Source organism: Rhodococcus sp. IEGM 1330 (assembly GCF_033142445.1).
Lineage (GTDB): Bacteria > Actinomycetota > Actinomycetes > Mycobacteriales > Mycobacteriaceae > Rhodococcoides.
Genome location: NZ_JAWLSB010000006.1, coordinates 314,064 through 327,667, shown reverse-complemented (window position 1 = coordinate 327,667; position 13,604 = coordinate 314,064). Strand labels below are relative to the sequence as shown.

Genomic DNA, 13,604 nt, shown 5'->3' with positions numbered 1-13,604 from the left:
CGATATATCGTCGACTTGTTCATCGATATGAAGGAGAACGACATGAACCACGCAATCGAAGGATTTGCATACGAATTCGGACGCCGCGCAGGCGCACGTCGACACATGCGAGGCGCGCCCTTTCAGATGTGGGTGGCGCAGAGCGACGATCACGGCCCGTCGGACGACCACGGTCCACGAGAGCGAGGCCGTGGCAGGAGGGGCCACGGTGAACGGAGTAGGCACGGTGACGGTGGCCATTTCGGACGAGGACGAGAGGGCATGCGCCCCGGCTTCGGCCCCGGCGGTTTCGGGCCGAACGGCGATTTCGGTCGAGGCCGGGGTCGGGGAGGACGAGGGCGACGCGGGGATGTGCGCGCTGCAATCCTCCTGTTGCTCGAGGAACGTCCGATGCACGGATACGAACTGATCCAACAGATCGCCGAGAAGAGCAACGGCACCTGGAAGCCGAGTCCGGGCTCCATCTATCCGGCCCTGTCGCAACTCGAAGACGAGGGCCTGGTCCTGATCGACAAAGTGGCCGGCCGCAAGACGGCAGCGCTGACCGACGAGGGGCGAACGCACATCGACGCTCATCGCGCCGACCTGGGCAGCCCTTGGGATGACGTGGCAGAGTCCGTCGGTGTCGACGCCCGGGATCTTCGGGCGCTCATCGGCCAGTTGATGGGCGCTGCCGGTCAGGTCGCCGGAGTCGGTACACCGAAACAGGTGGAGCAGGCCGCCGAGATTCTCACCGAAGCACGCAGGTCGCTGTATCGGATCCTTGCCGACGACGGTTCGACCGATCGAGATCCCGACGATACGGTCGACGCCCCCGACGCGAGGTGATCGGCAGGTGCGGAATCGTCCGCAGCGCTCGAGACTCCCTAGGATGGATACCCGAGATCCTTTCGTCCATCCCAGGGAGTTGCTCGAGTGCGCGTCGTCTTTGCCGGTACACCGGAGCCCGCAGTCCCGTCGCTGCGGCGACTGCTGGAGTCCGAACGCCACGAGGTGATCGCGGTGGTGACCCGGCCCGACGCCGCTGCCGGTAGGGGTCGCAAGACGATGCGCTCGCCGGTCGGGCAGCTGGCCGACGAGCATGGAATCCCTGTGTTCACGCCCGCGAAGCCCTCGGATCCGGATTTCGTATCACAGCTCACCGAACTCGCACCCGACGTGTGTCCGGTCGTCGCATACGGGGCACTGCTGCCGCAGCCGGTGCTCGACATCCCTCGCTTCGGCTGGATCAATCTGCACTTTTCGCTGCTGCCCGCGTGGCGAGGTGCCGCGCCGGTACAGGCCGCCATCGCCGCAGGCGACGAGATCACCGGTGCCTCCACCTTCCTGCTCGACGCGGGAATGGACACCGGCCCGGTACTCGGCGTCGTCACCGAGCGGGTGCGCGCAACCGATACGACCGGGGACCTGCTCACCCGACTGGCGTCGAGTGGGGCAGACCTGCTGGCTGCCACCCTCGACGCGATCGAGGACGGGACGGCATCCGCGCATCCGCAGCCCGAGGACGGGATCTCCTACGCGAGCAAGGTGAGCGTCGACGCCGCACGCATCGACTGGACTCGATCTGCAGCATTCGTCGACCGGCACATCAGATCGGTCACCCCTGCACCGGGCGCATGGACGACGATCGGTGAGCTCCGCGTCAAGATCGCCCCCACAACGCGCTCGGATGACACGTTGGCCCCGGGCGAGATAGCGGTGCGCAAGTCCGGCGTGCACATCGGAACAGGCACGACCGCAGTCGTTCTCGGCGATGTTCAACCCCAGGGCAAGAAGCTCATGAAGGCACTCGACTGGGCGCGCGGCGCTCGGCTGGACGATACGGCGGTAGCGCGATGACAGAACCCGACAGGCCTCGAAAGCGCGAGTCGAGTCCGGCCCGAAAGACCACCAAGAAGTCGCCCGGTGCGCGCGGTCCGAAGGGAAACCGGCCCCCTCAGGGTGCAGGACCTCGTGCAGTCGACGCGATCGACCCAGCTCGCCGTGCTGCCCGGGACGTCCTCAAGGCGGTGCGTGAACGGGATGCCTACGCCAACCTGGTGCTCCCCGGCCTGCTGCGAGAGCGCAAACTGGACTCGCGCGACGCCGCACTGGCCACCGAGCTCGCCTACGGTGCGTCCCGAGCGCGTGGTGTGCTCGACGCGGTGATCGCCCACGCTGCCGGTCGGCCTGCCGCCGAGATCGACGGGCCGCTGCTCGACATTCTGCGGCTCGGCTCCTACCAACTGCTCCGCACCCGGGTGGCACCACACGCGGCCGTCGCCACGTCGGTGGACCTGGCTCGGTCCGAATTCGGTACCGGCAAAGCGGGTTTCGTCAACGCGGTGCTGCGGCGCGTGTCCGAGCGTACGGCGGCGCAGTGGGTGGACGAGCTCGCGCCCGAGGCGGCGGTCGATCCCGTCGGCCACCTCGCGTTCGAGTACGCCCATCCCAAGTGGATCGCGCAGGCCTTCGCCGATGCACTCGGTGCCGACGCCGGTGAACTGGCCGCCGTCCTCGAGGCCGACGACGCGCGTCCCTCGGTGCACCTGGTTGCCCGCCCCGGCGAGATCTCCGCCGAAGAACTGGCGTTGATCACCGGGGGAGAGGAAGGACCCTATTCTCCGTACGCCGTGCACCTCGACGGCGGAGACCCAGGCAAGCTCGACGCCGTCCGTGACGGCCTGGCCGGGGTGCAGGACGAGGGCAGTCAACTCGTCGGCCGGGCACTCACCCTCGCGCCGCTCGTCGGCGAGGACGGTGGCCGGTGGCTGGACCTGTGCGCAGGACCGGGCGGAAAAGCTGCCCTCCTCGGTGCCATCGCCGAAATCGACGGTGCCACGGTCGACGCCGTGGAACCGACGCCGCACCGAGCCGATCTGGTGTCCAAGACGACCAAGGACCTCCCGGTGACGGTGCACACCGTCGACGGTCGAGCCTCCGGACTCGACAGCGGCTACGACCGAGTGCTCGTCGATGCGCCGTGCACCGGACTCGGTGCCCTGCGCCGCAGGCCCGAGGCCCGCTGGCGCCGTCAACCCTCCGATGTGGCGGCACTGGTGACATTGCAGAAGGAACTGCTGGCCGCGGCGATCGAGCTGGTACGCCCGGGCGGAGTGGTGCTGTATTCGACGTGTTCGCCGCACCTGTCCGAAACCACCGCCGTCGTCGCCGACGCGGTCCGCCGCTACGGCGTCGACCAGCTCGACACCCGCGAGCTGGTCCCCGGAGTGCCGCAACTCGGCGACGGTACGTCCGTGCAACTGTGGCCGCACCGACACGGCACGGATGCGATGTTCATGGCGGCGCTGCGTAAGCCGCTGTGATCAGGAAGCCGATGTGATCAGGAAGCCGATGGATCAGTTGCCGGACAGGAACGTCTCGGCCACGTGTTTCGGGGCGTAGACCAGCCACCCGTCGATGATCAGTTCTCGCAGTTCGTCGTCGTCGGTGTTGTCGATGTCGACCAGAACGGCAGCGAACCCGTCGAAATGCGAGATGGTGAAGCACGCCCGCGGGTGTGCGGCGAGGATGGCGTCCTTCTCGTCGAGATCAGCGGTGCGGACGGCGAGGATCGGCCCGCCGGGCGGAATCTCGCTGCCGAACCGCTTCAGATCGGCTTTGCTGAACGGGCGGACCCACGCGAACACGTTTTTGCCCACCGACCACGCCGGATGGCCGTACCTGACACTCTCGGTGACCTCGGGCAGCTCGGCGATCACCGCCGTCACGGAATCCATGGTGGTCATGGGCGAACGATACCGGCTCGGCTAGGCTCGTCAATCGTGGTTTCCCCGATGATTGCCCCCTCGATCCTGTCCGCAGACTTCGCGCGTCTGGCTGCCGAAGCCGATGCCGTGTCCGGAGCCGATTGGCTGCACGTCGACGTCATGGACGCGCACTTCGTACCCAACCTCACCCTGGGGCTGCCGGTCGTGGAGAGTTTGCTGAAGGCGACGAACATCCCCCTCGACTGCCACCTGATGATCGAGGACCCGGCCCGCTGGGCCCCGCCGTACGCCGAGGCAGGCGCGTACAACGTCACCTTCCACGCCGAGGCAACCGACGATCCGTCCGCGGTCGCGCGCGACATCCGGGCGGCGGGAGCCAAGGCGGGCCTGTCCGTCAAACCAGGAACACCCATCGAGCCGTACCTCGAGATCCTGCGCGACTTCGACACGCTGCTGGTGATGAGCGTCGAGCCTGGCTTCGGCGGACAGTCGTTCATGCCGGAGGTGCTCGCGAAGGCGAAAGCCGTTCGGGCACTTGTCGATTCCGGTGATCTCAGACTGATAGTGGAGATCGACGGCGGCATCAACTCCGACACGATCGAGCAGGCCGCGGAGGCCGGCATCGACTGCTTCGTCGCCGGATCGGCCGTCTACAACACCGCCGACCCCGCAGCCGCTGTGCGCGACCTACGCGACCGAGCCGCCCGCGCATCACACCACCTGTCGTAATGAACGGTCAGGGCTCAGCAATGTCCCTCGCGGACGCCATGGCCCTCGCCGTCGAGGCCTCCGAGTCCGCCCGGGGCATCAGCAGTCCCAATCCTGCTGTCGGCGCGGTCGTTCTCGATGCCGGTGGCGTCGTCGTCGGCATCGGCTCGACGCGTCCGCCCGGCGGTCCACACGCCGAGATCGTCGCGCTGGCCGAGGCCGGGGACCGAGCTCGCGGCGGCACCGCGGTGGTGACCCTCGAACCCTGCAACCACACGGGCCGCACCGGACCGTGCTCGCAGGCCCTGATCGACGCGGGCATCACTGCGGTCGTGCATGCCGTCGCCGATCCGAATCCGCTCGCATCGGGCGGCGGGGCAGCCCTGCGTGCGGCGGGCATTCGCGTCGAACAGGGGATCGGCGAGACCGCGGTGCGGCAGGGGCCGCTGCGCGCCTGGTTGCACAAGCAACGCACCGGTCGGCCGCACGTGACGTGGAAATATGCCGCCACCCTCGACGGACGCAGCGCCGCGGCGGACGGCACGAGCCAGTGGATCACCGGACCACAGGCCCGGGCGCACGTCCACGCCGAGCGCGCCAAGCTCGACGCCATCGTCGTCGGAACCGGCACCGTCCTGGCCGACGACCCGCGACTGACCGCACGACGCCCCGACGGGACCCTTGCGCCCCACCAACCCGTGCGTGTCGTCGTCGGATCGCGGCCGATACCGTCGACCGCGGCAATCCGTGGGTCCGACGCACCCACGGTGTTCCTCGACACACACGACCCCGCGGCCGTGATCGACGCTCTGCACGAGCACACCGACATCCAGATCGAAGGCGGTCCGACGTTGGCCGGAGCATTCCTCGCTGCGGGACTGGTGGACCGCGTCGTGGCGTACGTCGCACCGGCGGTGCTGGGCAGCGGACCCACAGCGGTGGAGAATGCGGGTATCGGAACAATTGCCGACGCAATTCGGTTCCGCACGGAGACAGTGACCATGATCGGCAACGACATTCTGATCGGCGTCGTGCCCGAAGGAGCGAAGTAGATGTTCACCGGAATTGTCGAAGAGCTCGGCGAGATCGTCGCCAAGGACGAACTGCCCGACGCTGCGCGGTTCACCGTTCGGGGCCCGGTGGTGACCTCGGATGCAGGCCACGGCGACTCCATCGCGGTGAACGGGGTCTGCCTGACCGTCGTCGAGGTGCTGCCCGACGGCGGATTCACCGCCGACGTCATGCAGGAAACGCTGAATCGCTCGAGCCTCGGTGCGCTCGACGTGGGCAGCCGCGTCAACCTCGAGCGTGCCGCCGCACTCGGCAGCCGTCTCGGCGGGCACCTCGTGCAGGGCCACGTCGACGGCACCGGAAAGATCATCGGCCGGTCCCCGTCCGAGAACTGGACCGTCGTGCGCATCGCACTGCCCACCTCGGTCGCGCGTTACGTCGTCGAGAAGGGCTCTATCACCGTCGACGGCGTCTCGCTCACCGTCTCCGGACTCGGCGTCGACGACGGAGCGCACTGGTTCGAGATCTCCCTGATCCCCACCACCCTCGACCTGACCACTCTCGGCACGGCCGAGGTCGGATCACCGGTCAACCTCGAAGTCGACGTCATCGCCAAGTACGTGGAGCGGCTGCAGACGATCGACGCACAGTAAGTACTCTTGACGTGCACGCAATCGACGGTGCATCGGAGAATTTCCAGGGCGCTGAGCCAGGCCCGAGACGTATGGAGCACACCGTGGTGACCAGGTTCGACAGTATCGAGCGCGCAGTTGCGGACATCGCTGCGGGCAAAGCAGTGGTGGTCGTCGACGACGAGGACCGCGAGAACGAAGGCGACCTCATCTTCGCCGCCGAGAAGGCCACCCCGGAACTGGTCGCCTTCATGGTCCGCTACACCTCCGGTTATCTCTGCGTTCCGCTCTCCGGTGAGGACTGCGACCGGCTCGGCCTTCCGCCGATGTTCGCCACCAACCAGGACAAGCACGGCACCGCATACACCGTCACCGTGGACGCCCGCGAAGGCATCGGCACCGGAATCTCGGCCTCCGACCGTGCGGCCACGATGCGACTGCTCGCCGACCCCGACACCGGAGCCAACGACTTCACCCGTCCCGGCCACGTCGTACCCCTGCGCGCCAAGGACGGCGGCGTGCTGCGTCGCCCCGGCCACACCGAAGCTGCCGTCGACCTCGCCCGCATGGCAGACCTACGGCCTGCAGGCGTCATCTGCGAAATCGTCAGCCAGAAGGACGAGGGCGCGATGGCCCAGACCGACGAACTGCGCGTCTTCGCCGACGAACACGACCTCGCCCTCATCTCCATCGCCGACCTCATCGCGTGGCGTCGCAAGCACGAGAAGCACGTCGTGCGCGTCGCCGACGCCCGAATCCCCACCAGCCACGGCACCTTCCGCGCCGTCGGCTACCAGAGCATCTACGACGAGGTCGAACACGTCGCGCTCGTCCGCGGCGACATCGCGGGCCCCGACGGAGACGGCAACGACGTGCTCGTTCGAGTGCACTCCGAATGCCTCACCGGCGACGTGTTCGGATCACTGCGCTGCGACTGCGGACCACAGCTGGACGCGGCCCTGGAAATGGTCGCCGCTGAGGAGCGCGGCATCGTGCTGTACATGCGCGGACACGAAGGGCGCGGCATCGGTCTGCTGCACAAGCTCCAGGCATACCAACTGCAGGACGCGGGCTCCGACACCGTCGACGCCAACTTGCAGCTCGGCCTCCCCGCCGACTCCCGCGACTACGGAATCGGCGCGCAGATCCTCGTCGACCTCGGCGTCTCCTCGATGCGGCTGCTGACCAACAACCCCGCCAAGAGAGTGGGCCTCGACGGCTATGGTTTGCACGTCACCGAGCGAGTGCCGATGCCCTTGCGCGCCAACGCCGAGAACCTCACCTACCTGCGCACCAAGCGCGACCGCATGGGCCACGACCTCACCGGGCTCGATGAGTACGAAAACGGTCATTCCGCAGGCTCCACTCCGGCCGAAAACGGGACCACCTCATGAGCGGCGAAGGCGAACCCACCCTGCAGCTCGCGGGTGCCTCCGATCTCAAGCTGGCAATCGTCGCGGGCCAGTGGCACCAGAAGATCTCCCAGGCGCTCCTCGACGGTGCACTTCGCAAAGCCGAGTCGGCGGGGATTCAGGACGTCACGGTCATCCGTGTGGCCGGAGCCATCGAACTGCCCGTCGTCGCGCAGGCATTGGCCCGCAACCACGACGCCGTCGTCGCTCTCGGCGTCGTCATTCGCGGGGGTACACCGCATTTCGAGTACGTGTGCGACGCAGTGACGGCAGGCCTGACGCGAGTCTCGCTCGACGAGGGCACTCCGGTCACCAACGGTGTGCTCACCACCAATGACGAGCAGCAGGCGCTCGATCGCGCCGGACTGCCCGGTTCGTTCGAGGACAAGGGCGCCCAGGCCACGGCGGCCGCGATCGACACGGCGCTGACTCTCAAGCACCTGCGCCAACCCTGGACCGATCAGGAGTTCACATGACCGACAGCGCACCGTCCGCCGAGTGGGACATGGAAGTGAAGTCGCGCAAGTCGGCTCGTTACGCCATCGCGACGGCGGTACTGCTCGTGGTGGCGCACTCGACCGTCGCCGTCCTGCTGCGAGTGTCCCCGACCGGGGTGTACTTCAGAACCGCAGACCAACTTGCGATGGCGGGTATCGGCGTGCTGCTTGCCGGCCTCGCGCTGATGCTCACCCGGCCACGAATTCGCGTCGGTCCCGCTGGCGTTGCGGTGCGAAACTTGTTGTCGGAGCGTCTGATCGAGTGGGATCTGGTGCGGGGTCTGTCTTTCCCGGAGGGAGCGATGTGGGCCAGGGTCGACATTCCCGACGACGAGTTCATCAACGTGATGGCCATCCAGTCCAACGATCGTGACCATGCGGTCGCGGCGGTACGACAGTTCCGCACCCTCGAACGCACATACGCGCCCGCCGCCTCTGTTCCGGACATCGAGGTCGATCAGGACTGACGTCGTACCTCCGCACCACAGCTGAGCTGCGGATGCGGAGAACGTCGGACCCGACGGCTAACGTGGATGTCGTGTCCGACCCCGCTACCTACCGCCCGGCCACCGGAACCATCCCGGTGGAGCCGGGGGTGTACAAATTTCGAGATCCCCACGGTCGCGTCGTCTACGTAGGAAAGGCCAAAAGCCTCCGCAGTCGGCTCAATTCCTACTTCGCAGACATCGCCTCGCTGCATCCACGTACTCGTCAGATGGTCACCACCGCGGCGTCGGTGGAGTGGACCGTGGTGACCACCGAAGTCGAGGCCCTGCAGCTAGAGTACAACTGGATAAAGGAATTCGATCCACGGTTCAACGTCCGCTACCGCGACGACAAGAGCTATCCGATGCTCGCGGTGACGATGAACGAGGAATACCCGCGGTTGTTCGTCTACCGCGGACCCAGACGCAAGGGCGTGCGCTATTTCGGCCCCTACGCGCACGCGTGGGCCATTCGCGAGACGCTGGACCTGCTGCTGCGAGTATTTCCCGCGCGCACGTGCTCGACCGGAGTGTTCAAGCGCCACAATCAGATCGGCAGGCCCTGCCTGCTGGGGTACATCGACAAGTGCTCGGCACCGTGCGTCGGCCGGGTCAGTGCGGACGAGCATCGGCGCACCGTCGAGGACTTCTGTGACTTCTTGGCCGGAAAGACGGACAAGCTCGTTCGTCAGCTAGAGAAGAAGATGCAGGCTGCATCCGAGGACCTGGATTTCGAGACCGCTGCTCGTCTGCGAGACGACGTCGGTGCGCTGCGTCGCGCATTGGAAAAGCAGGCGGTGGTGCTCGGCGACGGCACCGACGCCGATCTCGTCGCCTTCGCCACCGATGCTCTGGAAGCTGCCGTTCAGGTCTTCCACGTCCGAGGCGGCCGCGTGCGTGGGCAACGCGGCTGGGTGGTGGAGAAGGCAGGCGAGGTGATCGAGCGGCAGGACGAGGCCGATCTGCCCGCCCTGGTCGAACAGTTTCTGACGCAGTTCTACGGCGAGCAGGCTGCCCTGTCCGCACAGGTACCGGGCGGCGACGACGGTGGTTCCAATGCCGTCCCGAGGGAAGTGCTGGTTCCGGTCCTGCCGGACAATGCCGATGAGGTACAGGTCTGGCTCAGTGAACTCCGAGGCTCGAACGTGACCCTGCGTGTTCCCCAACGCGGCGACAAGAAGGCGTTGGCCGAGACCGTCGAACGCAACGCCAAGGAGGCCCTGCAGCAGCACAAGCTCAAACGCGCGGGCGACTTCACGTCGAGATCGGCTGCGCTGCAAGGTATTCAGGAGGCACTCGATCTGGATTCTGCACCGCTGCGCATCGAGTGCATCGACATCTCCCACGTGCAGGGAACCGACGTGGTGGCCTCGCTCGTCGTCTTCGAGGACGGATTGCCCCGCAAGAGCGACTACCGCCACTACGCGATCAAGGAAGCGGCAGGCGACGGGCACTCCGACGACGTGGCGAGTATCGCCGAGGTGACCCGTCGCCGATTCCTGCGACACTCCGCGGACGGTTCGACCGACGGCACCGGGGGTGATCTGGCCCCCGAAGCGGCGTTGGATCCGCAGACCGGTAGACCGCGAAAATTCGCGTACCCACCGAACCTGTTCGTCGTCGACGGCGGTGCCCCTCAGGTGGCCGCTGCCGCGGCGGTACTGGACGAGCTCGGCGTGACCGACGTTGCGGTGGTCGGCCTGGCCAAGAGGCTCGAGGAGGTATGGGTTCCGGGAGAGGAGGATCCGGTCATCCTGCCGCGTACGAGCGAGTCGCTCTACCTGCTGCAGCGGGTCCGCGACGAAGCGCACCGGTTCGCGATCACGTTCCATCGCAGCAAGCGATCGCGGCGGATGACGGCGTCGGCTCTCGATTCGGTCCGCGGACTCGGCGAGTCACGTCGAACGGCGCTGGTGGCACACTTCGGTTCGGTCGCCAACCTCAAGCGTGCGACGGTCGCGGAGATCGTCGAGGTTCCGGGGATCGGAGAGACCACTGCCAAGTCGGTGCTGGCCGCGTTGGGTTCCGACACGGACGACGCCGATGTAGGCGATGATGGCAGCGCAACTGCAACGACATCGGGCGAGAACACGGCGGAACATGCGATCGCACCGCGTGTGGAATCGGCGGGACAGGCTTCGTAGTGAGCGAACACCAGACACAGAGACATCCACCGTCCGAAGAGCACCTCGAACAGTCCTCCGAGGGGGAGTCGCGGCACGACGAGATAGAAGTGGCGTTGGTCACCGGGGTTTCCGGCGCGGGATTGCGTACTGCGGCCAAAATTCTCGAGGATCTCGGCTGGTACGTCGCCGACAACCTACCGCCGGAGCTCATCTCCAAGATGGTCGATCTCGGACTCGAGTCCAAGCCCAGAATCGAGCGACTGGCACTGGTGATGGACGTTCGAAGCCGCCTGTTCACCGGTGATCTGGGCTGGGTCGTGAAAGAACTCGACTCCAAGGGCGTGCGCAACAGAGTGCTCTTCCTCGACGCGTCCGACGCCGTGCTGATCCGTCGATTCGAGTCCAACCGGCGAAGCCATCCTCTGCAGAACGACGGCCAGGACGGAACACTGACCGAGGGCATCACCGCCGAGCGGCTGCGACTCGCCCAGGTCAAGGCAGCTGCGGATCTCACCGTGGACACCACATCCCTGTCGGTGCATCAGCTGCGGCGCAAGATCGAGACGGTGTTCGGTGACGCCGACACCACCGGCGTTGGCGTCACCGTGCAGTCGTTCGGCTTCAAGTACGGCCTGCCGATGGACGCCGACCTGGTCTGCGACGTACGTTTTCTGCCCAATCCACACTGGGTGCCCGAGCTGCGCGAACACACCGGCCAGGACGCGGACGTGCGCGACTACGTCCTGGGGCAGGACGGGGCACGCGACTACCTGCAGACATACACGCACCTGCTGAATCTGACGATCGAGGGATACGTGCGGGAAGGCAAGAGATACATGACGGTGGCCGTGGGTTGCACCGGAGGAAAGCACCGAAGTGTCGCGATGACCGAGGCACTGGCCGCAATTCTCGCTGATCAGGGCGATGTGTCGGTGCGTGTGCTGCATCGGGATCTGGGTCGCGAATGAGCGAGTTCGACACCGAAGTACCGGTATCCGGCCCGAAGATCGTCGCGCTCGGAGGCGGCCACGGCCTGTACGCCACGCTGTCGGCGGCCCGGTTGCTCGGTCACGACGTCACCGCCATCGTCACGGTCGCCGACGACGGGGGATCCTCGGGGCGTCTGCGCGCCGAGCTCGGCGTCATTCCGCCCGGGGACCTGCGTATGGCACTGGCCGCGCTGGCACGCTCGGACGAGAGAACGCAGCTATGGACCGACGTGCTCCAGCACCGTTTCGGTGGCACGGGCGCTCTGGCCGGACATTCGGTGGGCAACCTCATCCTCGCCGGCCTCACCGAGGTACTGGGCGACCCGATCGCTGCACTGGACGAGATGGTGCGGATGCTCGGAATCGACGGACGAGTGCTTCCGATGTCACCCATCGCACTCGACATCGAGGCCGACGTCTCCGGTCTCGAGGACGACCCACGCGTGAGCCGCGTCATTCGCGGACAGGTCGCGGTGGCGACGACTCCCGGAAAGGTTCGCCGCGTTCGACTGCTTCCACCCGAACCGCCGGCCTCCGCGGATGCACTTGCAGCGATCGAGAAGGCCGACCTCGTGGTGCTCGGACCGGGCTCGTGGTTCTCCAGCGTCATCCCGCACGTGCTGGTGCCGGATCAGCTCACCGCGCTGGCTCGCACGAGCGCACCGAAAGTACTCGTGTTGAACCTGGCACCCGAACTGGGGGAGACCACCGGATTCTCCGCCGAGCGCCATGTCCACGTACTCTCCCAACACGCACCGGATTTGGGAATCGACTACGTGTTGGTCGATTCCGCCTCGGTCCCGGAAGGCAGCAACCGCGAGCACGTGGCGCGGGCAGCGGCCCGGCTCGGTGCCGAGGTGGTCTACGTCGACGTTGCCGAAAACGGCACCCACGCACATCATTACGGCAAGCTTGCTGCGGCTCTCGGCTCCATCGTGTCGTCCACCGACGGCACCGCACCGACTGCCGCACGCAGAGAGGGGATCACTTCGTGGCCATGACAGCGGAGGTCAAGGACGAGCTGAGCAGGCTCACCGTAAGTCAGGTCAGTTGCCGCAAGGCCGAGGTGTCCGCACTCCTGCGATTCGCCGGCGGGCTGCACATCGTGGCAGGCCGGGTGGTGGTCGAGGCGGAGGTGGACCTCGGGTCCATTGCGAGACGGCTGCGTCGGGAGATCTTCGAGCTGTACGGCTACTCCTCCGACGTGCACATGCTCGGAGCAGGCGGGCTACGCAAGACCTCTCGCTACGTGGTGCGCGTCGCCAAGGACGGCGAGGCCCTGGCGCGGCAGACCGGTCTGCTGGATCTGCGCGGGCGCCCGGTTCGCGGCCTGCCCGCGCAGGTCGTCGGCGGCACGGTGGGGGACTCCGAGGCCGCCTGGCGCGGGGCATTCCTGGCGCACGGTTCACTCACCGAACCGGGTCGATCCTCGGCCCTGGAGATCAGCTGCCCCGGACCGGAAGCAGCGCTCGCGCTCGTCGGAGCCGCTCGACGCCTCGGAGTGGCCGCCAAGGCACGCGAGGTCCGTGGCACGGATCGAGTGGTCGTCCGCGACGGCGAAGCGATCGGGGCACTGCTCACCCGCATGGGCGCACAGGACACCCGGTTGATCTGGGAAGAGCGACGCATGCGACGCGAGGTCAGGGCCACCGCGAACCGGCTCGCCAACTTCGACGACGCCAACCTGCGCCGCTCGGCCAGGGCAGCCGTCGCCGCCGCAGCGCGCGTCGAGCGGGCCCTGCACATCCTCGGCGAGGACGTACCGGACCATCTGGCCGCCGCGGGCTCGCTCCGAGTCCAGCATCGGCAGGCGTCACTGGAAGAACTCGGCCAGTTGGCCGACCCACCGATGACCAAGGACGCTGTGGCAGGCCGAATTCGACGCCTGCTGTCCATGGCCGACCGCAAAGCGAAGGAAACCGGAATTCCGGACACCGAGTCCGCGGTCACCGCCGAGCTGCTCGACGAGGCGTGACCGGCTCGATCGCCTGATGCGCGCGCTCTGCCTGCGCGCACACTAGGGTGGGAACCGCG

At 67.0% G+C, this 13,604-nt stretch carries 14 protein-coding genes; 13 read left to right on the top strand and 1 reads right to left on the bottom strand.

The window, feature by feature from the left end; all coding sequences use genetic code 11:
• The first annotated feature begins 105 nt into the window (after positions 1-105).
• The 3 genes from R4P57_RS16520 (at position 106) to R4P57_RS16510 (ending at position 3,305) form a co-directional block, all read left to right on the top strand.
• Complete coding sequence (locus tag R4P57_RS16520) at positions 106-828, top strand: PadR family transcriptional regulator (protein ID WP_317803960.1); 723 nt, start codon at positions 106-108, stop codon at positions 826-828.
• An 87-nt stretch (positions 829-915) separates the two neighbouring features.
• The gene (fmt, locus tag R4P57_RS16515) at positions 916-1,839 is read left to right on the top strand and encodes a methionyl-tRNA formyltransferase (protein ID WP_317803881.1); all 924 of its coding nucleotides are present in this window, start codon (positions 916-918) and stop codon (positions 1,837-1,839) included.
• Entirely contained in the window at positions 1,836-3,305 is a 1,470-nt protein-coding gene (locus R4P57_RS16510; protein WP_317803880.1) for an RsmB/NOP family class I SAM-dependent RNA methyltransferase, read from the top strand. Before fmt ends, R4P57_RS16510 begins: the two co-directional genes overlap by 4 nt.
• 33 nt (positions 3,306-3,338) lie before the next feature.
• Here R4P57_RS16510 and R4P57_RS16505 read toward each other — a convergent pair whose 3' ends face one another.
• Entirely contained in the window at positions 3,339-3,728 is a 390-nt protein-coding gene (locus tag R4P57_RS16505; protein WP_317803879.1) for an MmcQ/YjbR family DNA-binding protein, read from the bottom strand.
• A gap of 36 nt (positions 3,729-3,764) precedes the next feature.
• Between R4P57_RS16505 and rpe the strand changes: the two genes are divergently transcribed.
• The 10 genes from rpe (at position 3,765) to whiA (ending at position 13,545) form a co-directional block, all read left to right on the top strand.
• Positions 3,765-4,439 (top strand): ribulose-phosphate 3-epimerase, encoded by a 675-nt coding sequence (rpe, locus tag R4P57_RS16500; protein ID WP_317803878.1) that lies wholly within the window; start codon positions 3,765-3,767, stop codon positions 4,437-4,439.
• Positions 4,439-5,470, top strand: a complete 1,032-nt coding sequence (ribD, locus tag R4P57_RS16495; RefSeq protein ID WP_411742379.1) for a bifunctional diaminohydroxyphosphoribosylaminopyrimidine deaminase/5-amino-6-(5-phosphoribosylamino)uracil reductase RibD — start codon at positions 4,439-4,441, stop codon at positions 5,468-5,470. The genes rpe and ribD overlap by 1 nt, the downstream gene beginning before the upstream one ends.
• Positions 5,471-6,082: a riboflavin synthase gene (locus tag R4P57_RS16490; protein ID WP_037189383.1), complete on the top strand. Its 612-nt coding sequence runs from the start codon at positions 5,471-5,473 to the stop codon at positions 6,080-6,082. It abuts the gene before it with no gap.
• Between the two features lie 86 nt (positions 6,083-6,168).
• The gene (locus R4P57_RS16485) at positions 6,169-7,455 is read left to right on the top strand and encodes a bifunctional 3,4-dihydroxy-2-butanone-4-phosphate synthase/GTP cyclohydrolase II (protein WP_317803876.1); all 1,287 of its coding nucleotides are present in this window, start codon (positions 6,169-6,171) and stop codon (positions 7,453-7,455) included.
• The gene (gene ribH / locus R4P57_RS16480; RefSeq protein ID WP_317803875.1) at positions 7,452-7,949 is read left to right on the top strand and encodes a 6,7-dimethyl-8-ribityllumazine synthase; all 498 of its coding nucleotides are present in this window, start codon (positions 7,452-7,454) and stop codon (positions 7,947-7,949) included. Before R4P57_RS16485 ends, ribH begins: the two co-directional genes overlap by 4 nt.
• Positions 7,946-8,437 (top strand): PH domain-containing protein, encoded by a 492-nt coding sequence (locus R4P57_RS16475; protein WP_317803874.1) that lies wholly within the window; start codon positions 7,946-7,948, stop codon positions 8,435-8,437. The genes ribH and R4P57_RS16475 overlap by 4 nt, the downstream gene beginning before the upstream one ends.
• 71 nt (positions 8,438-8,508) lie before the next feature.
• The gene (gene uvrC / locus R4P57_RS16470; protein WP_317803873.1) at positions 8,509-10,599 is read left to right on the top strand and encodes an excinuclease ABC subunit UvrC; all 2,091 of its coding nucleotides are present in this window, start codon (positions 8,509-8,511) and stop codon (positions 10,597-10,599) included.
• A gap of 83 nt (positions 10,600-10,682) precedes the next feature.
• Positions 10,683-11,549, top strand: coding sequence for an RNase adapter RapZ (rapZ, locus tag R4P57_RS16465; protein ID WP_314144260.1), 867 nt, complete (start codon positions 10,683-10,685; stop codon positions 11,547-11,549).
• Positions 11,546-12,571, top strand: coding sequence for a uridine diphosphate-N-acetylglucosamine-binding protein YvcK (locus R4P57_RS16460; protein ID WP_317803872.1), 1,026 nt, complete (start codon positions 11,546-11,548; stop codon positions 12,569-12,571). Before rapZ ends, R4P57_RS16460 begins: the two co-directional genes overlap by 4 nt.
• Positions 12,562-13,545 (top strand): DNA-binding protein WhiA, encoded by a 984-nt coding sequence (whiA, locus tag R4P57_RS16455; protein WP_068050529.1) that lies wholly within the window; start codon positions 12,562-12,564, stop codon positions 13,543-13,545. Before R4P57_RS16460 ends, whiA begins: the two co-directional genes overlap by 10 nt.
• Positions 13,546-13,604 lie beyond the last annotated feature (59 nt).

Coding starts and splice junctions, on each gene's coding strand:
- R4P57_RS16505 (WP_317803879.1), bottom strand. CDS start 3,728: ATGACCACCATGGATTCCGTGACGGCGGTGATCGCCGAGCTGCCCGAG.
- R4P57_RS16460 (WP_317803872.1), top strand. CDS start 11,546: ATGAGCGAGTTCGACACCGAAGTACCGGTATCCGGCCCGAAGATCGTC.
- R4P57_RS16520 (WP_317803960.1), top strand. CDS start 106: ATGCGAGGCGCGCCCTTTCAGATGTGGGTGGCGCAGAGCGACGATCAC.
- ribD (WP_411742379.1), top strand. CDS start 4,439: ATGAACGGTCAGGGCTCAGCAATGTCCCTCGCGGACGCCATGGCCCTC.
- ribH (WP_317803875.1), top strand. CDS start 7,452: ATGAGCGGCGAAGGCGAACCCACCCTGCAGCTCGCGGGTGCCTCCGAT.
- R4P57_RS16510 (WP_317803880.1), top strand. CDS start 1,836: ATGACAGAACCCGACAGGCCTCGAAAGCGCGAGTCGAGTCCGGCCCGA.
- R4P57_RS16475 (WP_317803874.1), top strand. CDS start 7,946: ATGACCGACAGCGCACCGTCCGCCGAGTGGGACATGGAAGTGAAGTCG.
- R4P57_RS16490 (WP_037189383.1), top strand. CDS start 5,471: ATGTTCACCGGAATTGTCGAAGAGCTCGGCGAGATCGTCGCCAAGGAC.